The sequence below is a fragment of the Brenneria roseae subsp. roseae genome, from assembly GCF_003115845.1.
Taxonomy (GTDB): domain Bacteria; phylum Pseudomonadota; class Gammaproteobacteria; order Enterobacterales; family Enterobacteriaceae; genus Brenneria; species Brenneria roseae.
The window spans coordinates 1-22,462 of record NZ_KZ819029.1 but is presented as its reverse complement, the minus strand read 5'-3'; the positions used below and the strand labels follow the sequence as shown (position 1 = coordinate 22,462).

Below are 22,462 nucleotides of genomic sequence, written 5' to 3'. Positions count from 1 at the left end.
AGCATAGTGAATCAATTTCCCGCAACGCTGACGATGGATAATGACTGGCAGCAATAATATGATGAAATATAAGAGATTATTGACGGTATTGTCGACATGCTGGCTCGCGTCATGCCAGACGCCGGTGGCTTCAATGTCCGACTCCGAATTACTGGCTGCGGCGAATCGGGGAAATAGCGCCGCGCAGTATCAACTGGCGAAACAGTTTGCGGCCCGCACGCATTATACCGAGGCCATGCAATGGATGCAGAAGGTGGGTGGGGCGTCAGCGCAGTCCGGCGGTCGGGACATTCGTGCTGTCGCCGCGCTTCAGGTCGGGGATTGGTATCAGGCCGGACTCGGCGAGCCAAAGAACCTCCCTCTCGCCCGTCAGTGGTGGATAACCTCCTCCCGCCTGGGAAATGGCGAGGCGGGATATCGGCTGGGTATGGATTGTCAGGCGCAGCATCAGGGAACGCTGACCGTCAGCTGTCTTGATGCGTTTGAGACGGCCGCGTCAAATGGCTACTCTCCGGCGCAGCTTGTTGTGGCGCAGTGGCATGCCGAACTCGCCGGTGGTGAAAAGGCGGCGGTAACGTGGTTGCAGAAAGCGTCCGAACTCGGTAACCGGGACGCCCAGTATCAACTGGCGCAGCGTTATGAGCAGGGTAAAGGCGTTGTGATTCGACGCGATTTGGCTGAGCGTTGGTACTTTCGCGCCGCCACGCAGGGGCAACCACAAGCTCAGCTGTGGATGGCTCGTCATGAAGATGGCGAAAACGCGCTGAGCTGGTATCAGAAAGCGGCGTCATCAGGGGATGCTGACGCGCAACTATGGTTGAGTAAAGCGTACCGGGAAGGCAAGCAGTTGCCATGGGATGAGCAAAAGGCCCGTTACTGGCTGGAGCGCGCCGCTGCTGGCGGATCGGGTGAGGCAAACTATTTGCTCAGTCAGTTGCAAACCAGCCACGAACAACGCGAGCATTATCTTGTACAGGCATCGTCCGGCGGATATATCCTTGCCCAGCGTGAACTGGGTGATTGGTTGTTCAAGCGGGATGAGCTGACCCGTGCGCGTGACGAATACGCCAAAGCCGCCGCGGCAGGGGATATCGACTCCCGACTGGCCTATGGCGAAATGTTGCGTTGGGGCCAGGGCGGCAAAGAGGATTATGCCGAAGCGTTGAAGCAATATCGTCTGGCCGCCCACGGCGGTAATCGGATGGCGCAATATCGTATGGGCATTATGCGTCAGGATGGGCTTGGCGCTTCCCGTAATCGTATTCATGCTTACGCCTGGTACTCCATGGCGGCGACCGAGGGGATGAATGAAGCCATTCATGCCCGTAACGATCTGGAAGCGATGATGCAGCCTGATGAAATCAAAGCCGGGCAGCGGCTCGCCATGCATTGGTCATCGGGAAAAACAGAATAACGCCCGTAACGCGTCTTCCTGACGTTGACACCATATTGGGGGCATATTTTAGAAATAAAAACGCCATGGATTTCCGTGGAACCCATGGCGTTAAAGTAGCTCCCTAACAGGGGGCCGTGTTAACCCCGCCTTCTCTATGAAGACGGATTTTTACCTTCAGTTATGTGCCACATCAGGACTGGTGTTCAATAGCCTTGGCATAGGGTGGCGTAGCGGATACGGGTGTATCACCCGTAAGCTGGCTGAACAAGCGGTCAATACGGCTGAATCGGTCAGAAAAAACCGAGTCCGCCAGAGAGGGAAAAGCAGAAAAACTTCGTAGTGCCATAATGATAACCTCCTGAATAAGTTTCTATTCAAAAGCTCATTTGGGCGGGCCAACCCTGCCCAAACTTTTAACTATGGCCACTGTGGCTATTTTCAAGACGATGGCGTGAATTTTTTTAACCCGCCATGCTGCGACGCTTTATGCCGGGATAAGACGCTCCGCCTTCAGCCGCTCGAACAGGTCGAAAAACGCATCCGGCGTGCTTTGATAATCGAGGAATCCAGCCTTGCGGCTCTTCGTCATGTCAGTCACGACCTCCATCGGACGCCCGAGATCGGCATCCGTGTGCCACCACGACGCTAACCGTTCGATGTGTGGCTCCCTCAGTTGATGCTGCGCCGCGATGTCGGCCCATTGACGCGCGGCATCCTGCATCCGGCCTTCCAGCGGGCGCATTACGCCGTCAAACGGCGCGGCCTCGATGCCGAAGTAGTCGGCCAACTGCGACCACATCGATTTCCAGCGAAAAATGTCGCCGTTCACCACGTTGAAATCCTGATTTTTCGCCTGTTCGCTCATCGATGCCCACTCCAGGTGTCGCGCGAGCAGGCGCGCATCGGTCATGTCCGTGAGACCATTCCACTGCGCCGCCGATCCCGGGAAGATGAATGGTTGATTGTTGTATTTGCATAGCATGGCGTAAACGGCCAGCGTTTGTCCCATGTTCATCGCGTTGCCGAGCGCGAACCCAATGATCGTATGCGGGCGATGCACGCTCCAGGCGAAATTGTAGCGATCGGCAGCGTCGAAAAGTCGGTCTTCCTGCTCGTAGTAGAAATTTTCTACCGGCTGACGGCCCTGTTCTTCGCGAAACGGCGTGATCGGCACGGCCCCCGATGCATAGGCCTCGAACGGACCGAGATAGTGTTTCAGGCCGGTTACCAGGGCCGCGTGCTTTAGCGCCGACGTGCGTCCGAGCGGTTCGAGGACGTTGCGGACCATCGCGCCGTTGACGCGGATATTGTCCTTCTCGGTTGCCTGTCTCGACCACGCAGTAAGGAACACATGGCTGATGTCCAGCCCCGCCACCGCAGTGGCGACGGACTCGCTGTCCGTGAGGTCGGCGATGACCGGATGGCAGCCCGGCACAATGGTGTTCCGCCCGCGCGACAACCCATAAACCGTCCAGCCGCGCGCAAGAAGATGTTCCGCCAGTGCGCTGCCGATGATGCCGCTGGCGCCGACGATAAGTGCTTTGTTGCTCATGCAATGACTCCCGCTCTGGATCATGTGGACTTCATACTATGTGCCCATCATACTGAAGACAATATTTCCCGGACGCGATAAGATTTCCATAAATTGAAGAATATAATTCATCAATCACCCGCAACTTTTCCTACCGAGCGGCTCAAAGGCATCGTCCCGTTTGTCTGTGCCGCCGATGCCGGCAGCTTCACATTGGCCGCGCAGCAGCTGAATCTCACCAGCTCCGCCGTGAGCAAAAGCGTGGCCCGGCTCGAGAGTCGTCTGGGCGTAGCGCTGTTCGAGCGCACGACGCGCAGTCTGAAACTTACTGACGCTGGACGCTCCTACTACGAAACCTGCACGAAGATCCTCGAGGCGCTCACCGAAACGGAGGCCACGCTCGCTGCGCAAAGGCGAGAACCAATGGGCACCGTTCGCGTGGCGCTGCCCGCATCGTTCGGACGGATCCGCGTGATGCCGGTGCTGCTCCGTTTTTCCGTGCAATATCCGGACGTTCGTCCGCACCTGACGTTCTCCGATCGTTTCGTCGATTTCTCAGAGGAAGGCATTGATCTGGCCGTACGCATCGGCGGCCCGTCAAACTTTCCGCCCTCGCTCGCACAGCGCTACCTCGGCAGCGAGCGTCTGATTTTCTGCGCTGCGCCGGGCTATCTTGAACGATGCGGCATACCCGCCACGATTGAGCAATTGCAGGAGCACGATTGCATCGCCTACGGTCGGCCCGACGGCACGCCGTCCCCCTGGTTATATGCGTCTGGTAACGGCGAGGTCGGCCAATGTTTCGTGCGCCCGCGTATTGTCGCCAGCGATGCTGAAGCGCAGCTCGCTTACGTGCGCGAGGGATTGGGCATCGCTCAGCTTGCGACCTGGCTGGTGGAGGATGATTTGCGCGCCGGCAACCTTGTGGAGATCATGGCAGAACGGGCGACCGACGGGCTGCCGCTCCATCTGCTATGGCCGGTTGCGCGGCAGTTGACGCCGAAGGTTAATGTTCTGGCGCAGCTGCTCGAGACTCACTTGCGTATTCGGTGAATGCGCCAATTGTCTGGCAATATAATCGATAAAGGCGCGCCGCTATGGCGTGTAGACTGTATTTAGAGGAGAGGAGCCGCATGACTGGAAACGGCTGTTTGTCAGTATCGGCTATGCGGTACATACCGACGTGCCCGACAACACCACGGATCATGTGTCGGTGTTGAGACTTTTCTTTGCCCAATCACATAATGTTGACTACGTTGTGGTTACCGCAATCCGGACGACGGGGCGTCCCGCCGAATCATGATTCACCAATGGAGTATCCGCATATGAAAATCGATCTATCTGGTAAGACCGCATTGATCACCGCTTCCACCGCAGGCATCGGGTTGGCGATTGCCCAGGGCCTGGCCGAATGCGGCGCCCGTGTGTTACTCAACGGCCGCAGCGACGACAGCGTAGCCAGGGCGAAAGATAAGCTGCTCGCCTTATATCCGCAGGCTCAGATCAGCGGCATTGCCGCCGATCTGAGCGCAAGCTCTGGCGTAGAAAAGCTGATCGCCGCGCTACCCGATATCGACATCCTGGTCAACAACGCGGGGATCTACGGTCCGCAGGATTTTTTTGATACCGATGACGCTACCTGGGAACGCTATTGGCAGACAAATGTGATGTCAGGCGTGCGGCTGGCGCGGGCGTTACTGCCGGCGATGATCGCTAAAGGCTGGGGTCGGGTGGTGTTCATCTCATCAGAATCGGCGCGAAATATCCCGGCCGATATGATTCATTATGGTGTAACCAAAACCGCACAGCTGTCGCTTTCCCGCGGGCTTGCCAAGCGAGTGGCCGGCAGCGGTGTGACGGTTAATAGCGTATTGCCGGGACCGACCCTTTCCGACGGTTTCGCCGATATGATGGCGGAAGAGGTGGCGCGCAGTGGAAAGCCGCTGGAGACGTTGGCGCGTGAATTCGTCATGACCAATCGCCCCAGTTCTGTCATCCAGCGTGCGGCGTCGGTCGAGGAAGTGGCCAATATGGTGGTCTATGTCTGTTCCCGGCAGGCCTCGGCGACCTCTGGCGCCGCGCTGCGTGTGGATGGCGGCGTCATTGACGATATCGTCTGACCGGGGAGTCACATCCATCAGGTTTTTAGTTTCTTGAGTAACAGGTATTGCCGGCCGCGATACAGCACCAACGCGAACAATATCAGGATACAGCCCAGCGCCTTCTGTGCGGGCATCTTTTCTCCATACCAGAGGGCGGAAAGCAGGACGGTCCATACCGGCTCCAATACCATGATGATGGCAGCATTGGCCACGCTGGTTCTTTTTTGCCCGGCGATTTGCAATAAAAAACGTATCGAAGTGGCGAGAATCGCACTGGATACGAACCACAGCCAAATGTCGCCGTCAATCGTGGCGGGCCATGTTTCGTAGCACCATGAAATTATCAAGCCGCAGGTTCCGGTACAAAAAAGCTGAATGCAGGTTAAAGGCAGCACGGGTATTGTTCGCGCATAACGGCTATTGACACAGAAATACACCGCCTGAGCTAACGCTGCGCCAAGAAACCAACACTGGCTGACAGAGACCTGCCAGCCTTGCGTTAACGTCAGTAAAGCCAGCCCTATCATCGCCAGGGGCAGGGATTCCCAAAAAGGACGTGATGGCGATTGCCTGAACATGGTCCAGGCGACGAGCGGCACAAACAGCATCGACAGGCTCATGATAAAGGCGCCTTCCCCCAGGGCATTACTGAGCGATACCGCATAGATCCACAGTAATATTGACAGCGCCTGCAAACAGCCCACGCCGATGATGCCGGGGATGCTTGATGAAGGGAGATGGTTTTTCCGCTGAAAACAAAAAGGCAGCAGGAACATGCCTGCGAGTAAAAAACGCAGGCCGATAAAGCCAAATGTGGGCATTCCCCGCAGGGACTCCTTGGAAAAAATCCATCCAAAACTGGCAATTAGTGTTGTCGCCACTAATAGCAAATCCGCGCGCCGTTGCTGGCTTAACATTATGTGTTTGACCGCTTCAAAAGAGTGTTCTAATTATCCTGATCTTTTTTTCAAAAAAAAGCATGAATTAAATTCTAAATAGCTACCGGCTCTACCCTAAGGTGAACCGTTTAGCCAGCCCGGATGGGCGCGGTCGTCCATTCAAATAGTAGAATATTAAAAATGCAGAGCCTTCCGCTTTTTAAGTAAGATACTACGCGGTATTTTTTCTGTATGTTGGTCAAATAAGAGAGTAAGAGTGTGATGAAATCAATCATGAGTGCCGGTGGTTTGGCAATTTTTATGCTGGCAGGCTACGTTCAGGCGGCAAGTTTGCAGGATTCGCTTTCCAGTGCGGTTGGCCAGTTAGGTCAGAATAGTTCTTCAACTGGGGGCCTGAGTGGATTGACGGGGCTGCTCAATGGCGGCAATCAGACGCTGAGCGCGGGCAATATGAACAACGCGGCGGGGATTCTGCAATACTGTGTGAAACAAAAACTGGTTTCAGCAACCAATACCGAAAACATCAAAAACCAATTGTTGGATAAGCTTGGCCTGACTTCCCAGCAGGAAACACAGCAACAGACCGACTATACGCAAGGGTTGGCTGGTCTTCTGAATACCAGCGATGGCAAGCTGTTGAACCTGAATAATATCGGGAATACTCCCCTGGCCGAGAAGGTTAAAACCAAGGCTTGCGATCTGGTATTAAAACAAAGCGTCAATTTTATTTCCTGATAAATGTCCTCTTTTTAAGGGTCGGCGGTGATGACCAGACGTTCGTCACTGCGGCATCTTATCAACGATATGATCTCAGTAAGGAAAGCGCTGCGGATGCAAAAAGTGTTACGCACATGTGAGATAGAGAGTGAGTGAGGGCGTGGGCTTGAATACAAGCCCGACGGGCTACTGGCTCATATTTAAAATGGTACGAACATTACGCGCACTGGTTGCAATAATATCAATTACGCCGGTGCGCAACGCACCCATAATCGCCATTGCTTTGGTATTTTCAGAAGCGATGGCGATGACGCAAGGGATCTGTCTCATCTCTTCAACACTCAGACCAATCACGCGGTTATCCATGACGGTGTTCACATGTTCACCACGGGAATTGAAAAAATCGTAACCGGCAATATCGCCGATTACACCCTGAGTAAGACTGGCATCGTTAATCTCCTGCGGCGTGAACCAGCCCAGCTTCACCATATAGCTTTCTTCATTCATATCGCCAATTCCCACCAGCGCGATATCGGCTTTACGTGCGCGGTCGAGCGTTTCCTTAATGGTGCCGTTTTGCAGCAGCAACTCTTTTAACCGTATGTTTTCAACGTAGGCCGGGGCGTACAGTGATTCGCTACTACCGCCAAACTTTTTCGCCAGAAGGCGGCTGATATGATCGGCGTTGATGATATCACCTGGCCGGTGAGTCCCGCCGATGCCACAGATAAAGCGGCAATCACGCTCCTGGATGGTGCCGGAAAACTCCGCCACCGCGGCCACATTGCGACCCTGTCCAACCGCCACCACGACATTATCTTTCAACATATTATTGAGATGGCTTGATACCAGCGTGGCAACCTGACGACGCTGATCTTCTTCGTCGTTATGGTCCAGCGCGATAAGCGCGCGGGTGATGGGAAAGCGTTCTTTTAACTGCTTTTCGAGTTGTGTACTGAAAATCGGATGGTAACGGACGTTGATCTCGACAATCCCTTCTTCTTTTGCTCGTTTTAGCAAACGTCCGACCTTAATACGGGAAAAGCCAAATTTATTGGCAATCTCCTCCTGCGTCACCTCATCACAGTAGTAGGCGACAGCAATCTCGGTGAGTAACTCATATTCCCGGGACGCGCTCGATTTTTCCATTCGGCTGCTTTCTCCATGTAGTAGATTAATGTTTAGGGCGTGAACATTTGCTAAAAGTATATCAGAAATGTTTTTGTCTCAAGCACGGTAAACGCGACGGGGCTGCCATGTCGCCCCGTCACATGCATCAGAAACGTAACTCAGTTTCCTGAGTGGCTGGTGATGATTTGCTGCGCCTCTTCAAGAATCGACGCGAAGGCTTGAGGCTGGTGTGCGAAACGTCCGAGGAAAACCCCGTCAACATCCGGCCACAGACGGCTCAACAAGCCGGGGCCAGCGCTTCCTCCGTAGATAACCTGAAACTGTGGGCCGTAATGTTGATGTAAATGCGCGCGCAACGCCTTACAGACATGCCGAATATATTCATCGCTGGCGGGTTGCGGCGCGCCAATCGCCCACTGCGGCTCCCAGGCGAAAATCGCCTGGGGCAGGGGCGTCTCCTCGCGATGCGCCAGCAGCGCCTGCACCTGGTTAATGGCGAAAATGGCGGCATCTTCGGCGCTCATCTGCCGATCTTCACCGATACAAATGACCGGGGTGAGATAATTTGCAAAGGCCATATCAATTTTCTGATTGATGATTTCCGTTGTTTCGCCGAAGTGGCGGCGACGCTCGGCATGACCAAGTTCTACATAGCGGCAGCCCATTTCCTGCAACATCGCCGCACTGGTCTCGCCAGTCCATGCGCCGGGTGGAGCGGCGCAGATATTCTGCGCCCCCGTTGCCATAGTCGTACCGTTAAAGTATTGCAGCGTCGCCGCCACCGCAGGCATGGCGGGAAAGGTGAACAACTGCAATTGCGCGGTCAACTCCGCCGATTGCCGGCGCAATATGTCAGCGACCTGCCGGCACCAGTTCTGCGTTTGCCTGTAGCCAAAATAGGTTTTATGACTGGTGCCGATGACCAGATTCAGGGACATACGTTCTCCCGGGTCTCTTTTGTTTCGGTTTTATCGGTCATACAGGCGCTCACTGCGGTGATGATCATCGCCAGCGATACCGCGCCTGGATCTGGCGTACCGAGACTGCGCTCCGCCAGTGGACGTGCGCGGCCAATTTTAGGTAACAGCTGTGCGGTATCTTTCGCGCTCTGCTGTGCCACCTGCTCAGCCTTGCGCCAGGCGTCCGTGAGGGATAATCCTTCGTCGGCCGCCGCACTCAGCGCCTGGCTAAACGGGTGCAGCACATCGACCAGCGTTTTGTCGCCAGGCTTGGCTTTGCCAAAGTGCATCACCCCGGAGCAAGCCTGTGATACCGCCAGCGCAACCTGCGCGGCATCCGGTTTTTCGTTGTTTCCGATAGTGATGCCCAGCGTATTCAGGATAACGCCCCAGATTGCTCCGGACGTACCGCCGGCTTCATCTGCCCAGGCGTCTGCGGCGGATTGCAGTAAAGTACCGGCCCCGGCGCCTTGTTCCTGCGCATTTTTCGCGGCGATGCGCGCGGCGACAACCCCGCGTTCCATACCGATACCGTGGTCGCCATCGCCGGCCACGGCGTCAATGCGCCCAAGCTCTTCGGCATGATCAATAACGGTTTGCGCCACGGCGTCAATCATCTTCATGACTTTGACGGCGGCTTCTCTCGATGCCGGGCTGCCCTGCGGAATTTTTACCGCGCCGCTTTGTTCCAGCTGTAACGGATCGAGCGGTTTGTGCGGAAGTACGGAACCGCGGCTAAAGGCTGGCGTGGTGGCGGGAGCGAGCCACAGGGCTTCCAGCTCGTCATCAAACCAGATGAAAGTCATCGACATCCCGGCCATATTGAAGCTGGTGACGAACTCGCCGATCTGGACATCGGCAATCACCACTTCCTCATCCTGCAACCGCTGTTGAACGTCATGCCAGAATACGAACAATTCTTCATACTTGACCGAGCCAAGGCCGTTAATAATCACGCCCAGGCGCGCACCTTTGGTTTGTGAGATAGCTTGCGGACGCTCTTCCAGCAGGGTGCTGGTCAGCATTCGCGCCAGTTCGCTCGACGATACGGTGTCCAGTTCGCTGATGCCCGGTTCGCCATGAATCCCCATGCCGAAGCCCATTTTCCCTTCCGGAACGGTGAATAACGGATGTTCCGCGCCGGGGAAGGTACAGCCGCTAAACGCCAGGCCCAGTGAGCGGGTTTGTTCATTGGCGCGGCGGGAGATGGCCAAGACATCGGCCAGCGAATCACCGCGTTCAGCCGCGGCGGCAGCGGCTTTAAACACCACCAGATCCCCCGCCACGCCGCGGCGTTTCTCTTTTTCAGCGAGCGGCGCGCTGGAAACATCATCGGTGATGGCGATGGTTTCGCAGGGAATGCCTTCGGCGCGTAAACGTTCGCAGGCCAGACCGAAATGCAGGACATCACCGGCATAGTTGCCGAACATCAACAGTACGCCGCCGCCGTTATTGGCGGCGCGCGCAACGGAGCAGATTTGCTGGGCGGAAGGAGAGGCGAAAAGATTGCCCATCGCCGCACCGTGGGCCAGCCCCTGACCTACCAGCCCGGCGAACGCGGGATAATGCCCTGACCCGCCGCCTACGACGATAGCGACGCCGCCCGGTTTACTTTGGGTATTACGCACCACGCCGCCAGGAACCTGCCGCACCATTGAGGCATGCGCACTGACAAAGCCCGCCACCATTTCTTTCGCGAAGTCTGACGGTCGGTTAAAAATCCAGGTCATTTTTTCTTCTCCAGATGATGTGCATTTATTACCCCAGCCGCCATTTCTGGCCTTTGTATAACCATCACAAATGAACGCTAGCAGATCACTTGAATCAATCAAATGTTCAGTGGGTGTATTTGTGATCATGGTCGTGATTTGATGAATAAAGCTATTTTTTGCGTATTCCCCCCTTTTTTAGCCGCGTTTTTCTTGCTAAACATTATTACATACGAACATGCGATGAACTTTAGTTCGGTTTTGCGATCAGGAATCCCAGCCCGAGCCAATCACATGAGCAATTACTGAGCATAAGTTCAATGCGAACACTGTAATCCATGAGGTAAAAAATATGTTGAAAGTCGCAATCGGTGCGGATGACGCCGCTACCGGACTTAAAAACCTGGTGAAAGAACATCTGGAACAGAGAGACATTGAGGTCGTCGACTTTAGCCACGACGTCGCAGGCAATGACCAAATATATCCGGACATCGCCTTCAATCTGGCTTCTGCGATACGCGAGGGCACATTTGAGCGCGGGATTTTGTTTTGCGGTACCGGTATTGGTATGGCGATTGTGGCTAATAAAGTTCCCGGCGTTCGTGCGGCGCAATGTCATGACGTTTACTCGGCCGAGCGCGCCCGCAAAAGCAACAATGCGCAAATCATGACGCTGGGCGCTCGCGTGGTGGGGAGCGAGCTGGCGTTAATGCTGGTCGACGCCTGGCTTGCCGCCGAGTTTGAAGCCGGGCGTTCCGGGCCGAAGGTGAAACGTATCGATTATTACGAAACGCTCATTTACCCGGACGATGCGGCCCGGGTAGATAAATAAAGGAGCCATCGCGATGACTATTCTGGAAAAACTCAAAGAAGTGACGACTGTCGTTGCGGACAGCGGCGATATTACCGCTATTCGCGAATATCATCCGGAAGACGCGACGACTAATCCGTCACTCATTTTGAAAGCCACCGCGCAGCCGCTTTATCGCCCGCTCATCGAGCAGGCCATTGCGTGGGCCTGCGCGCAGGGCGGCACGGCGCAGACGCGCCTGATCAACGCCAGCGATAAACTGGCGGTTAACATTGGTCTGGAATTGCTGCGCCAGGTGCCGGGCAAAGTCTCTACCGAAGTTGACGCCCGCCTCTCCTTTGATCGTGGTTTATGCGTGGCAAAAGCGCGCAAGCTGATTCGTCTGTATGAAGAAGAAGGTATCGAACGCTCTCGCGTGCTGATCAAACTGGCATCGACCTGGCAGGGGATCAAAGCGGCGGAAGAGCTGGAGCGTGAAGGCATCCACTGTAACCTGACGCTGCTATTTTCATTTGCGCAAGCGCGCGCCTGTGCCGAAGCGGGCGTATGGCTGATTTCACCGTTTGTCGGGCGAATATACGACTGGTATCGCGAGCATAATCTGCTGGGAGATGAAGACCCGCAAAACGATCCGGGCGTTATCTCCGTCCGCAATATATATGATTACTACAAGAAACACCGTTACCCGACGGTGATTATGGGCGCGAGCTTCCGTAAAACGGAACAGATTATCGCTCTGGCCGGATGCGATCGCCTGACGATTGCCCCCGCGCTGTTGGAAAAGCTCAACCAGATGGACGGCGATCTCGCTGTTGCGCTGGTGCCTCCGCTGAAAGGCGAGATACCGCCGTCGCCGCTGACCGAAGCAGAGTTTTACTGGCTGCACAATCAGGATCCGATGGCTGTCGATAAGCTGGCTGAAGGTATCCGTTTATTTGCTCAGGATCAGGAGAAACTGGAATCGATGCTGAGCGAACTGCTGGCAAAACAGGAGGCGGCGAATGTCATCGCGTAAGACGCTGGCTAATGCTATTCGTGCGCTGAGCATGGATGCAGTACAGAAAGCCAAATCCGGCCACCCGGGCGCGCCGATGGGGATGGCTGACATTGCCGAGGTGCTGTGGCGTGATTTCCTGAACCACAATCCGCACAACCCGTCCTGGGCCGATCGCGACCGCTTCGTGTTGTCCAACGGTCACGGCTCCATGCTGATTTACAGCCTGCTGCACCTCACCGGCTATGACCTGCCGATGTCTGAGCTGAAAAACTTCCGCCAGTTGCACTCCAGAACGCCGGGACACCCGGAAGTGGGTTACACCGCCGGAGTGGAAACCACCACCGGGCCGTTGGGGCAGGGGATTGCCAACGCGGTGGGGATGGCGATTGCCGAAAAAACGCTGGCGGCGCAGTTCAACCGTCCGGGCCACGACATCGTCGATCACTTTACTTACGCCTTTATGGGCGACGGCTGCATGATGGAAGGCATCTCGCACGAGGTGTGCTCGCTGGCCGGTACGCTGAAGCTGGGTAAACTGGTGGCGTTCTACGATGACAACGGTATCTCCATCGATGGTCACGTTGAGGACTGGTTCACCGACGACACGGCGCAGCGTTTCGAAGCCTACGGCTGGCACGTGGTGCGCGGTATTGACGGCCACGATACTGAAGCGATTAAACGTGCGCTAGAAGCGGCCCGCGCGGTGACCGACAAACCGTCGCTGCTGATGTGCAAAACCATCATCGGTTTAGGTTCGCCGAACAAGGCCGGCACCCATGACGCCCACGGCGCGCCGCTGGGCGACGCGGAAATCGCCCTGACCCGTGAAGCGCTGGGCTGGAACTACGCGCCGTTCGAGATCCCGTCTGACATCTACGCGCAGTGGGATGCGAAAGAAGCCGGTCAGGCGAAAGAAGCAGCCTGGAATGAGAAATTCGCGGCCTATACGAAAGCGTTCCCGCAGGAAGCGGCTGAATTTACCCGTCGTATGAAGGGTGACATGCCGGCTGACTTCGACGCGAAAGCGAACGAATTCATCGCTAAGTTGCAGGCTAATCCGGCGAAAATCGCCAGCCGTAAAGCATCTCAGAATGCGATCGAAACGTTTGGCCCCTGGCTTCCTGAGTTCCTCGGCGGTTCCGCTGACCTGGCGCCGTCTAACCTGACCCTGTGGTCCGGTTCTAAGCCGATTAACGAAGATACCGCGGGTAACTACATCCATTACGGTGTGCGCGAGTTCGGTATGACCGCTATCGCGAACGGTATCTCCCTGCATGGCGGTTTCCTGCCGTACACCTCCACCTTCCTGATGTTCGTGGAATATGCTCGCAACGCGGTGCGTATGGCGGCGCTGATGAAACAGCGTCAAGTGATGGTCTACACTCACGACTCCATCGGTCTGGGCGAAGATGGCCCGACCCACCAGCCGGTAGAGCAGGTGGCTTCCCTGCGCGTGACCCCGAACATGAGCACCTGGCGTCCGTGCGATCAGGTGGAATCCGCAGTCGCGTGGAAATACGGCGTGGAGCGTCAGGATGGCCCGACCGCACTGATTCTGTCGCGTCAGAACCTGGCGCAGCAGGAACGTACCGACGCGCAGTTGGCGAACATCGCCCGCGGCGGGTACGTGCTGAAAGATTGTGCCGGCCAGCCGGCGCTGATTTTCATCGCTACCGGCTCTGAAGTCGAGCTGGCGGTGGCCGCGTGGGACAAACTGTCTGCCGAAGGCGTGAAGGCGCGGGTGGTGTCCATGCCGTCCACCGACGTGTTCGACAGGCAGGATGCGGCGTACCGCGAATCCGTGCTGCCGAAAGCGGTCTCTGCGCGCGTGGCGGTTGAAGCGAGTATCGCCGACTACTGGTACAAATACGTGGGCCTGAACGGCGCCATCGTGGGGATGACCACTTTCGGTGAGTCGGCTCCGGCAGAGCAACTGTTCGCGCTGTACGGTTTTACGCTAGAAAACGTGGTGGCAAAAGCGAAAGCGTTGCTGACGTAAGTCAGCCTCCGATCGCTCTGGATGCAGATATCCTGATAAACACGGGCTGATTTATCAGGATGGCAAAGCAAGAAACATAACGCTGGCAGCCCTGTTACGATAAGTAAGGAAGGATCAGCATGAACAAGCTTGTGATTGGAGTGAATACCGCGATGTTCGATGGTCTGGAAACGGACGTCGCTTTTAGTACGATAAAAAAAGCCGGATTTCGTTATGTAGAACTGGCCTACAACCAGGGCTACGTTGGCGATATGCCGCCAGCGCTTTTTGGTGAAGACAACGCCCGGCATATTCGTGAACAGCTGGAAAAACACCAGCTACGCACGCACTCGCTGGGGGCGACGATGAATATCGGGGCCGTGGATGCGGTGGCCCAATTCAGCCGCCGTATCCGCTTCGCCAATATGATTGGCGCAAAATGGATAAATATCTGTGTCGGCAGAAGCGCCGATCGGGCGCGGATTATCGCGAATCTGCGCGAACTCGCACCTATTGCCAGTGAAAATGGGTGCGTTATCTGCCTGGAAAACGGCGGCGATCCGAATTATGACGTTTTTCGTTTGGCCGACGATGGTTTTGCGCTGCTGGAAGCCGTCGATAGCCCGGCGGTGGCATTCAACGTTGATGCGGGCAATATCGTTTCGCTTTGCCCCGATGTGGATCCTATCGAGCAGGCTATTGCCATGTTGCCGGGGGCGCAGCACTGCCATCTGAAAGATTTGCAAGTTCGCGATGGCGAAGTGCATTTCACGCCGATGGGGTATGGGCAACTGAATTACGTTCCGATGCTGAAAGAGCTGGCCGCCCTTGCTATTCCCTGTAGCCTGGAAATTCCGTTACGAATGCATCGCCAGCGCGACAGCTATCCTGTGCGCGGCGATTCGCCCATTGATCCAGCGCGGAGCCTTGAGGTGCTGATTCAGTCTCGCGAGATGCTGGAAAAATGGCTTGGTTACGCGTTGCATGATGAGTAAATAAAAATCGCGCCTGAGATTAAATTCTTCGCAAAAAATGCGAGCTTATGGGCGCAATATTTTCTCTTTGAATATCGGAGGTTATTTTTTCATACATTGAGAAGGGTATGAAAACCAGGCGGTTATTGTCCTGGAAAATTATGGAAAATGGAATAATCCATATTTCCATATTATGTGATTAACGTCGCACATGGTTTTTTATATATATGCTGTTATGCTATTAACATAAGTTCACCGCGTGTTCTTTTGTTCAAATAAATTAAAACTTGTAACTAATGTTCATAGATTACTTAAGCTTCATTAATTAATTGCGTTTTATTTTTTTTAACGATTTTTAAAACTGAAGGTTAATTATGTCTGACTCTACATTTATTCCATCACCAGATACAAAGAAGCCAACGAATTACCGCTGGGTTATCTTTGCAACGATGTTCTTCTTATTAGCCGTTAACCTGATGGATCGTATTACATTATCTATCGGGATGCCCTATATAAAAGAGGAATTTGATCTTTCACCTACCACTCAAGGTTTGATTCTCAGTAGTTTCTTTTGGTCTTACGCCCTGCTACAGGTACCGGGAGGTTGGTTACTGGATCGCTACGGCCCACGTAAAGTTATCACCGGCGCGCTGTTTGGCTGGGGGTTCTTCCAGGCTATTATCGGTCTGGCGACCGGCGGGATTAGCCTGATTCTTGCCCGTATCGGCTTGGGCGCAATGGAAGCGCCGGTTTCTCCCAGCGGCGCAAAACTGAGCTCCACCTGGCTGACGCAGTCGGAAAGGGGCCGCGGTGCGGTTATCATGGACTCCGGTAGCCCACTGGGCGTGGCGGTTGGCGGCATCATTGTCGCACACCTGATTGTGCTGCTGGACTCCTGGCGCATCACCTTCGTACTGGTCGGGATCTTTACCATGCTGCTGGGCTTTCTCGCATGGAGAGTTCTGCGCGACCGCCCCTCCGATCATCCCAAAGTGGATCAAAAAGAGGTGGAGTACATTGCCGCAGGTAACGTCAACAGCGCCACGGGAGTGGATGACTCCACGCCGACGAAAGGGCTGGGAATTAGCTGGTTTACCATGGTTGCCATCATGATTGGCCGCGCATCGTGGGGCATGGTGTACTGGGGATTGCTGACCTGGGGGCCGAGCTATCTGGCGCAGGCGCAAGGTCTGCAACTGGCCTCTATCGGTAACTCCACGTTCCTGATCTTTATCATGGGTACGCTGGGCTGCTTGTTTAGCGGTTTCTTCGTTGACTTCCTGGTGAAAAAAGGCGTCAGCCATAACGTGTCGCTGAAAAGCCTGCTTTCCGTATCAGGCATCGTCGGCCTGGGCGTGCTGTATGCCCTGTCGACGGTCACCAACCCCGATCTTGCCGTTGGTCTGCTCTCCGTCGCGGCATTCTTTATGATGTTCGGCAGCCTGTACTGGAGCTTCCCGGCCATCCTGGCGCCGAAAGATCGCGTAGGTCTGGTTGGTGGGCTGATGAATATGGCTAACAGCTGCGCCGGGATTCTGGTGCCCATCCTGGTTGGCGTTATTCTACAGGCTACTGGTAGCTATGAAAGTGTATTGCTCTATTTCGCCATCTGTGCCGGGTGCTATACCCTCGGAACACTGTGCATTAACTTCAATAAATTGCCGATTAAAAACGGCCAATTATCGTTCCAGAAATAAAGTGTCAAGAAGCATTGGGTTTCTGATGCGGACGAATAACTATTAAATACAGGATACTGATATGTCAGTTATATTACGAGTGGAGAAAGTCCCGCAGGTGTTGGCGGAAGCGTTAGCGCTCGACCACACGTTGTATGAATACAGTCAATTGTCAGCGGAAGAATTACATGCCATCGCCGGGGAAATTCAGGTGATATTAGCCAGTGGGGAGTCGAAAGTTGAAGCCGCATTGATTAATCAATTACCACAATTAAAATTAATCGCCGTATTTGGTGTCGGCTACGACGGCGTGGATATCCACGCCGCATTTGAACGGAATATTCAGGTCACTAACACACCGGATATTTTGACCGATGATGTTGCTGATTTGGGTATGGCTTTGATGTTAAACGTATCAAGGAGAATTAACGGCGCGCAAAAATTTATTGAGCGCGGCGGCTGGCAGTCTGGATCTTACCCACTGTCGACTAAAGTAAGCGGAGGGCGGTTAGGCATTGTTGGTTTTGGCCGCATTGGCCGTGCGGTCGCCAAAAGGGCACAGGGTTTTGCCATGCGCATTGCCTGTTTTGATCGGTATCCCGTTGAAAGCAGCGAGGTGACGTATTATCCCGATTTGGTTGAGCTGGCGAAAAATAGCGATGTGCTGATGGTGTGTGCGAGCGCGGGTAAAGATAGCATGAAGCTAATCAATCGCGACGTACTCGCGGCGCTTGGACCGAACGGCATTTTAATTAATATCGCCCGAGGCAGCGTGGTGGATGAAGACGCGCTGGTTGAGGCCATTACCCAGGGAACGCTTGGCGGAGCGGGTCTGGATGTGTTCGCCAACGAACCCCACATTCCGCAAGCGTTGCTTAATCGTGATGATGTGGTGGTCACGCCGCATGTTGGTAGCGCAACACACGCAACGCGTACGGCGATGGCGAAACTGGTGATGGATAATATTGCGGCGTTTTATTCCGGTCAGGCGTTGCTGACGCCGGTGCCGCAGCCGCGGTAAGAGAAAATCGCCCGGTAGCGCAACGCTTACCGGGCTTTCGCGCGTAAGTGCATCAGGTTTTTATTGGCGCGAACGCCAGCAATTAAAAGGGGGCCCTTGCGGAGCCCCTTACTGTATGCGCTGAGATATCAACGCAGCGCTTCGCGCCAGGCGTCTTGCAGAAACTCACGGCACTGCCGTTCGTTATCCCACAGGTCGTCCTGGTCAGTGGTGCGCATTTCGACGGCGAGGGAAATCGGGCCGAATTCCTTCGGCAGTTCAAGGTTCATCGCGGTTCTAATGATATGCGCAGCCGTAGCGGTAGTGAGGAATCCTGGCTCGCCGAACTTCATATGATAATCGCCATAGCCTTGCGCCTGCGGGTCAAGGATCGCGTTGGCGAGATGCAGCTGTGAAATTAGCGGCGCCGCCAGCGCCAGTGATTCAGCGAGATCTTCCTGATTCAGCGCGACGTGGGCGCTGTCCCAGGCGAGATACAGTTTCGGGCAGTCTGGCCGTAGCGCCTTCATCCACTCCACGGTTTCATCGGTAGGGCCAATCAACTGGCATTTGTGCGCAAAGCGATCGAGCGGCTCCACCTGCAACAGCATATTGTCATACTGACCGACGACTTCGCCGATGCGTATCAGCGCCTCACCAAAGCCCTTTTTCGCCTCGTCGCGGCGCGCATCGCCGGGATCGCCGCCGCTCACCAGCGAAAGTTTGCTCGTGCCGCATTCTGCTGCCAGCTGTACCAGCTCACAGGCGCGGCGAATGGATTTTTCGCGCAGCTCAGAGTCCAGACTGCTGAGGTTCAGATTGTCTTTGAGTAATTCGAACGTCAGCCACTGAGTCACGTTTAATTGGTTCTGTTCCGCCACCGTACGGATGTTTTTGGCGATTTCCGGCTGATGAATAATACCGGTTTCAAAACCCCGGTAATAACCGATGTCGGCGATTTCGCGGATGACATGCAAAATCGCTTTTTCATCATTGGCGAGCGGAAAGAAAATCTCTGCAATGTGCGCGGAAGGATACAATGTGGTGGTCATAATAATATCGCTGCCTCCTCATGAGATGGGAAAGAGTACGTCTGATGCGTGGTTGTGGTGCGTGTAAAAAAACTTCAGGATGGTATGAACATTTTAATTTCTATTGAACATATGAACAAGCAGGGAACACCAGAAAATCCAGAAGTTTGACCTTGGTCGCACTTTACTACAGCGGAAGGTTTTGATTTCAACTCATTGAAAAAAAATTGTTTTGGCTTTTTTGATGCTCGACGCGGGTGATCGCAAGGAATAAGGAATTAATTTTGAAGGTGATTCAATAGTTATATCATTGTTCAAATGATTGGGTTTGCTGTTTTGTTATTTTGAATGAGATGGGCAACATTGATTGATGAGGCAACACGGCAACCGGTGTCATTACGGCGGCACAAAGGCTTTCCGGCACGCATCCGGATTATTCGACCATCGTTTTCAGGTGAACTGGCCGCTTTTTCAGCGGCACGTGGCTGCGCCGGGTTGATGTTTTGAGTCGGCAGTAGTCCCTTCGGTTTTAGTACCACCGGCAATAAGGATTTACGGCCACATAGATACGCAGGAATGAGTATACAGGTTCAACTATGACCGTCTGTTGGAACTGCTCAGTTACGTAGCGCCGTTGGAAGCGGATTACGAATTCAATATAACAGAGTGAAAAACTGGACATTTCCCAATGAGCTGCCTTCCCCCTTGCAGAAATGCATGTCGCGTCAATGGGTACATGAAAATGTGTGAAGCAGAAAATAGTATTCCACCAAGAGTGATTATGAAGCAGGAAATTGGTTGGATCGAACGATTCTCCGTTACAGGCCTTCATATTCCAATTACGATGCAAATAAGCTATGGCATGGATGAAATGATTGATTTACTGCTTCATCCGGTTATCTTTTTGATGGATATTAAAAGCTAGCCGCCAATCCCGACGGATTGGCGGCATGGCGTTCGCCGAACAGCACGCTGTCAAACGTCGCTATCGAACCGGGCGACCACGATTTGACCACAAACAATGTGGTTGCCAACAGCGTAATATGGAACAGGATGTCACCCTGTTTATTCATTTTTATCAGTGTTAAGCGCCGACATTACCTCTGGCGAGAAAAAGCTCACCTGTAGCGCGTATTTTTCCCCCATGATTTCCCCTTTACCCAGCCAGTTGATGCCATCGTAAGTTAACAGCGCGCCCGAATGATCGCGTGAAAAGGTATATCCGCCATCGGTATTGAAGGTATAGTCGCCCTCATTGAGCGAAATGAGTTTATATCCTTTGGCCGATGGGGAATAAAGCGATTGCACTCGTTTTAGATAGTGCGACGCCAGGGCGGAAAACTTTTTCTTCACTTCGATGGTATAGGCTTCTAATGACAATCCCGGTTGTTTCTCCAATGTGACGGCTATCAAGGCAAAATATTCCGCGTTGGTCCGTGCGATAGAAGTTTTCACCGCCAGTACCGACATCAGTTTGTCGTTATTAATGACATTGTCATAAACGGTTTTCTTGTCTTTTTTTTCTTTAATTTCCCGCGGCGTTTTTACCGTGATCTCTTCGCTATCGAGCGGCATTAAAATGCTTGATGCGATATACGTCGCGCACAGCAATTGACGACTGTATTGATCGTCATTGACCAGCGGGGACAAGGCGTGGCCCCGCACGGGAATCGTTGCCGGATTAATGCCGTCTTTTTCCAGCGAAATTCTGACCTGTTCTTTGGTGGCCTCACCTCTGGCCAGCAGGCAAATTCGTTGTATCATGGATAAATCAAACGATTCCGTTATTTGGGGCGACATTGATTTTATCGTGTTCTGAATCACTGGCAGCGCCGGAATCGTTAATAACGTCATGTGATCTGCTGTTTTGGGCGATGTAGTCGGAGCGGTTTTTTCTTCCTTGTGGTTTTGCGTCTGCCTGGCTATTGATTCGCTGTCCGCGTTATCGCAGGCTGAAAGTACGGCAGCGAGTACCCCTATGAAAAAAATATTCGTTATTTTCATTGAATAATCCTGTGAAAATCTGGAAGCCAGCTGGCTTCCAGAAGAGAGTTGTTTTTAGAATTGATAACCGACACCAATACCCCAACTGACATTTTCCTGAGTATTGGTATTGACTTGCGCTTTCGTCACCCAGCGTCCGTTTCCTGAAAGGTGCGAAATACCTAATGACAGCGCGGATTCGCCACGGTAACTGGCGCCTCCGAGCGCCATCATATTGGCGCCGGGCGTATAAGGTTGAGGCAGACTCGCCATAGACATTGCGCTGGCGATACCGGCGCTCAGGATCTTATCCTGACGATGCAGATCATGCTTTAATTGATTAAATCGTTGATCGGTATAGCGGTTGGAATTGTTGGCGATCCCCGACACGCTGCTGTTTAACTGCGCCAGATTGACGGCATCGGTATCACTGGTCCCGGCGGCGACGTTGGTAATCTGACGCTCATTCCCCGCGCTGCCCACTGAAACGGAATTATCGCGGTCGGCGAGGGAGTTCGCGCCCAGCGCCAGCGAGTTGTCGTTTTGCGCGACGGCGCCGTTGCCGATAGCAGTGGCATTATTACCCGCCGCGCTTGCGCCAGCGCCAGCCGCAACGCTGTTGGCTCCCGTGGCCGCGGGCGCCGCCTGGGTTTCGGTGTTATTGACCCGTAGCATGCCCGATGTGCCTTGCTGCAAGCTGGCGATATTGGTTTCATTGTTGGTGATGCGGTTATCCACCTGGCCGATTGAGGCATTCACCGACTGGATTGAATCGTCGGTGTACTGCTTCGATTCGGCGACCGCGCCGTCAAGCTGCCGCAGGTTAACCGCATCGGTAGCCAAAATGCCGTCAGCCACATTACTGACCGTGCGGGTTTCACCCGTGTCGGCATTACCCACGGAAACTGTGCCGACGCTGGTGTTGTCGGCGTTGGAATATTTTCCGACATAGGTTTCCCCGCCGCGATTATTGTCAGATGCGCCCGCGCCCAGCGCAATGCTACCTTCGGATTGCGCTGTCGCCCCGGTTCCCATTGCTATAGCGTTGGTTCCGCTGGCTTGTGCGTTGGCGCCCACGGCGACGGAGTCCGTTCCGCTTGCAACCGAGTCCGCCTGCGTGGAGTTGGTGTGGAAATACATCGTGCTGCCGCCTGTACCGAGGTTGTTGACGATGGTTTCGACGTTCGTTACCCGGCCGCTCAAATTGGTGATCGAGGTGGTGTGATCGTCTACCACATTGCCTACGGCAATCAGTTGCGCGACATTCACTGCGTCATTGTCGTTGGTGCCCGCCGCAACGCCGGTAATTTTGCGATTACCGTCCGCACCGCCAATAGCGATTTCCCCGATGGAGGACTGAGGAGTAGAGAGTCGATAAGCGGCATAGCTGCTTTCGGCTCCGACGACGGTTACCGAGCCGGCTCCGAGGGCAATACTGTTGGCAAAGTTTGCCGCCGCCCCATTCCCCAACGCGATACTGTCTTCCTCTGTGGCTGTTGAGGCGGGGCCGATGGCGACACTGTTCGTGCCGGTGGCGCTGCTGTCGGCCAGCGTGGAGTTACTGTGGA

19 protein-coding genes and 2 pseudogenes are annotated in these 22,462 nt (G+C 54.3%); 11 read left to right on the top strand and 10 right to left on the bottom strand.

What is annotated here, in order from left to right:
* The first annotated feature begins 58 nt into the window (after positions 1–58).
* Complete coding sequence (locus tag DDT52_RS12035; RefSeq protein WP_136156577.1) at positions 59–1,414, top strand: tetratricopeptide repeat protein; 1,356 nt, start codon at positions 59–61, stop codon at positions 1,412–1,414.
* A gap of 199 nt (positions 1,415–1,613) precedes the next feature.
* Here the strand turns inward: DDT52_RS12035 and DDT52_RS12030 are convergent.
* Positions 1,614–1,742 (bottom strand): annotated as a pseudogene (locus DDT52_RS12030) (Hsp20 family protein); the annotation flags it as partial.
* 138 nt (positions 1,743–1,880) lie between these two features.
* Positions 1,881–2,948 carry an SDR family oxidoreductase gene (locus DDT52_RS12025; RefSeq protein ID WP_136156576.1) on the bottom strand — a complete coding sequence of 356 codons (1,068 nt, stop codon included), beginning with the start codon at positions 2,946–2,948 and terminating at the stop codon, positions 1,881–1,883.
* A 93-nt stretch (positions 2,949–3,041) separates the two neighbouring features.
* Here DDT52_RS12025 and DDT52_RS12020 point away from each other — a divergent pair, with 93 nt between their 5' ends.
* Positions 3,042–3,980 carry a LysR family transcriptional regulator gene (locus DDT52_RS12020; RefSeq protein WP_247595521.1) on the top strand — a complete coding sequence of 313 codons (939 nt, stop codon included), beginning with the start codon at positions 3,042–3,044 and terminating at the stop codon, positions 3,978–3,980.
* Between the two features lie 272 nt (positions 3,981–4,252).
* The gene (locus DDT52_RS12015; protein WP_136156575.1) at positions 4,253–5,047 is read left to right on the top strand and encodes an SDR family NAD(P)-dependent oxidoreductase; all 795 of its coding nucleotides are present in this window, start codon (positions 4,253–4,255) and stop codon (positions 5,045–5,047) included.
* Between the two features lie 17 nt (positions 5,048–5,064).
* On the opposite strand, the gene DDT52_RS12010 is transcribed toward DDT52_RS12015, so the two are convergent.
* Positions 5,065–5,946, bottom strand: a complete 882-nt coding sequence (locus DDT52_RS12010) for a DMT family transporter (RefSeq protein WP_136156574.1) — start codon at positions 5,944–5,946, stop codon at positions 5,065–5,067.
* 243 nt (positions 5,947–6,189) lie between these two features.
* Here DDT52_RS12010 and DDT52_RS12005 point away from each other — a divergent pair, with 243 nt between their 5' ends.
* Positions 6,190–6,663, top strand: a complete 474-nt coding sequence (locus tag DDT52_RS12005) for a YjjA family protein (protein ID WP_136156730.1) — start codon at positions 6,190–6,192, stop codon at positions 6,661–6,663.
* Between the two features lie 168 nt (positions 6,664–6,831).
* Here DDT52_RS12005 and DDT52_RS12000 read toward each other — a convergent pair whose 3' ends face one another.
* The 3 genes from DDT52_RS12000 to DDT52_RS11990 all read right to left on the bottom strand — a co-directional run bounded on the left by DDT52_RS12000 (position 6,832) and on the right by DDT52_RS11990 (position 10,465).
* Positions 6,832–7,794 (bottom strand): sugar-binding transcriptional regulator, encoded by a 963-nt coding sequence (locus DDT52_RS12000; protein WP_136156573.1) that lies wholly within the window; start codon positions 7,792–7,794, stop codon positions 6,832–6,834.
* Between the two features lie 140 nt (positions 7,795–7,934).
* Entirely contained in the window at positions 7,935–8,714 is a 780-nt protein-coding gene (locus DDT52_RS11995; protein WP_136156572.1) for a triose-phosphate isomerase family protein, read from the bottom strand.
* Positions 8,705–10,465 (bottom strand): dihydroxyacetone kinase family protein, encoded by a 1,761-nt coding sequence (locus DDT52_RS11990; protein WP_136156571.1) that lies wholly within the window; start codon positions 10,463–10,465, stop codon positions 8,705–8,707. Before DDT52_RS11990 ends, DDT52_RS11995 begins: the two co-directional genes overlap by 10 nt.
* A 331-nt stretch (positions 10,466–10,796) precedes the next feature.
* Between DDT52_RS11990 and rpiB the strand changes: the two genes are divergently transcribed.
* The 6 genes from rpiB (at position 10,797) to DDT52_RS11960 (ending at position 17,901) form a co-directional block, all read left to right on the top strand.
* A complete protein-coding gene (gene rpiB / locus DDT52_RS11985; protein WP_136156570.1) occupies positions 10,797–11,276 on the top strand; it encodes a ribose 5-phosphate isomerase B in 480 nt (159 codons plus the stop codon).
* Positions 11,277–11,289: 13 nt separating this feature from the next.
* Positions 11,290–12,270, top strand: a complete 981-nt coding sequence (gene tal / locus DDT52_RS11980; RefSeq protein ID WP_136156569.1) for a transaldolase — start codon at positions 11,290–11,292, stop codon at positions 12,268–12,270.
* The gene (gene tkt, locus DDT52_RS11975; RefSeq protein ID WP_136156568.1) at positions 12,257–14,251 is read left to right on the top strand and encodes a transketolase; all 1,995 of its coding nucleotides are present in this window, start codon (positions 12,257–12,259) and stop codon (positions 14,249–14,251) included. Before tal ends, tkt begins: the two co-directional genes overlap by 14 nt.
* 119 nt (positions 14,252–14,370) lie before the next feature.
* Positions 14,371–15,225, top strand: coding sequence for a sugar phosphate isomerase/epimerase family protein (locus DDT52_RS11970; RefSeq protein ID WP_136156567.1), 855 nt, complete (start codon positions 14,371–14,373; stop codon positions 15,223–15,225).
* A gap of 353 nt (positions 15,226–15,578) precedes the next feature.
* Complete coding sequence (locus DDT52_RS11965; protein ID WP_136156566.1) at positions 15,579–16,901, top strand: MFS transporter; 1,323 nt, start codon at positions 15,579–15,581, stop codon at positions 16,899–16,901.
* 61 nt (positions 16,902–16,962) lie between these two features.
* Entirely contained in the window at positions 16,963–17,901 is a 939-nt protein-coding gene (locus tag DDT52_RS11960; protein WP_136156565.1) for a 2-hydroxyacid dehydrogenase, read from the top strand.
* 128 nt (positions 17,902–18,029) lie between these two features.
* Here the strand turns inward: DDT52_RS11960 and DDT52_RS11955 are convergent, their stop codons facing one another.
* Positions 18,030–18,932: a sugar phosphate isomerase/epimerase family protein gene (locus DDT52_RS11955; RefSeq protein WP_136156564.1), complete on the bottom strand. Its 903-nt coding sequence runs from the start codon at positions 18,930–18,932 to the stop codon at positions 18,030–18,032.
* 645 nt (positions 18,933–19,577) lie between these two features.
* Between DDT52_RS11955 and DDT52_RS21180 the strand changes: the two are divergent.
* Positions 19,578–19,836, top strand: a pseudogene (locus DDT52_RS21180) (DUF6392 family protein).
* Here DDT52_RS21180 and DDT52_RS20940 read toward each other — a convergent pair.
* From DDT52_RS20940 to DDT52_RS11945, 3 genes are all read right to left on the bottom strand, one after another.
* On the bottom strand, positions 19,826–19,984 hold the full coding sequence (locus DDT52_RS20940) for a hypothetical protein (protein ID WP_168709768.1): 159 nt from the start codon (positions 19,982–19,984) through the stop codon (positions 19,826–19,828). The pseudogene DDT52_RS21180 and the gene DDT52_RS20940 overlap by 11 nt on opposite strands.
* Positions 19,977–20,765, bottom strand: coding sequence for a hypothetical protein (locus DDT52_RS11950; protein WP_136156563.1), 789 nt, complete (start codon positions 20,763–20,765; stop codon positions 19,977–19,979). The genes DDT52_RS20940 and DDT52_RS11950 overlap by 8 nt, the downstream gene beginning before the upstream one ends.
* Before the next feature lie 204 nt (positions 20,766–20,969).
* Positions 20,970–22,462: YadA family autotransporter adhesin (locus DDT52_RS11945; protein ID WP_210732708.1), on the bottom strand; the 1,493-nt coding region annotated here is incomplete at its 5' end.

Excerpts from the sequence above, each read along its gene's own strand:
- DDT52_RS12015 (WP_136156575.1), top strand. The coding sequence starts at position 4,253 with ATGAAAATCGATCTATCTGGTAAGACCGCATTGATCACCGCTTCCACC.
- DDT52_RS11955 (WP_136156564.1), bottom strand. The coding sequence starts at position 18,932 with ATGACCACCACATTGTATCCTTCCGCGCACATTGCAGAGATTTTCTTT.
- DDT52_RS11950 (WP_136156563.1), bottom strand. The coding sequence starts at position 20,765 with ATGACGTTATTAACGATTCCGGCGCTGCCAGTGATTCAGAACACGATA.
- DDT52_RS12035 (WP_136156577.1), top strand. The coding sequence starts at position 59 with ATGATGAAATATAAGAGATTATTGACGGTATTGTCGACATGCTGGCTC.
- tkt (WP_136156568.1), top strand. The coding sequence starts at position 12,257 with ATGTCATCGCGTAAGACGCTGGCTAATGCTATTCGTGCGCTGAGCATG.
- rpiB (WP_136156570.1), top strand. The coding sequence starts at position 10,797 with ATGTTGAAAGTCGCAATCGGTGCGGATGACGCCGCTACCGGACTTAAA.
- DDT52_RS11990 (WP_136156571.1), bottom strand. The coding sequence starts at position 10,465 with ATGACCTGGATTTTTAACCGACCGTCAGACTTCGCGAAAGAAATGGTG.
- DDT52_RS12005 (WP_136156730.1), top strand. The coding sequence starts at position 6,190 with ATGAAATCAATCATGAGTGCCGGTGGTTTGGCAATTTTTATGCTGGCA.
- DDT52_RS11995 (WP_136156572.1), bottom strand. The coding sequence starts at position 8,714 with ATGTCCCTGAATCTGGTCATCGGCACCAGTCATAAAACCTATTTTGGC.
- DDT52_RS12025 (WP_136156576.1), bottom strand. The coding sequence starts at position 2,948 with ATGAGCAACAAAGCACTTATCGTCGGCGCCAGCGGCATCATCGGCAGC.
- DDT52_RS20940 (WP_168709768.1), bottom strand. The coding sequence starts at position 19,984 with ATGAATAAACAGGGTGACATCCTGTTCCATATTACGCTGTTGGCAACC.
- DDT52_RS12010 (WP_136156574.1), bottom strand. The coding sequence starts at position 5,946 with ATGTTAAGCCAGCAACGGCGCGCGGATTTGCTATTAGTGGCGACAACA.
- DDT52_RS11965 (WP_136156566.1), top strand. The coding sequence starts at position 15,579 with ATGTCTGACTCTACATTTATTCCATCACCAGATACAAAGAAGCCAACG.
- DDT52_RS12000 (WP_136156573.1), bottom strand. The coding sequence starts at position 7,794 with ATGGAAAAATCGAGCGCGTCCCGGGAATATGAGTTACTCACCGAGATT.
- DDT52_RS11970 (WP_136156567.1), top strand. The coding sequence starts at position 14,371 with ATGAACAAGCTTGTGATTGGAGTGAATACCGCGATGTTCGATGGTCTG.
- tal (WP_136156569.1), top strand. The coding sequence starts at position 11,290 with ATGACTATTCTGGAAAAACTCAAAGAAGTGACGACTGTCGTTGCGGAC.
- DDT52_RS11960 (WP_136156565.1), top strand. The coding sequence starts at position 16,963 with ATGTCAGTTATATTACGAGTGGAGAAAGTCCCGCAGGTGTTGGCGGAA.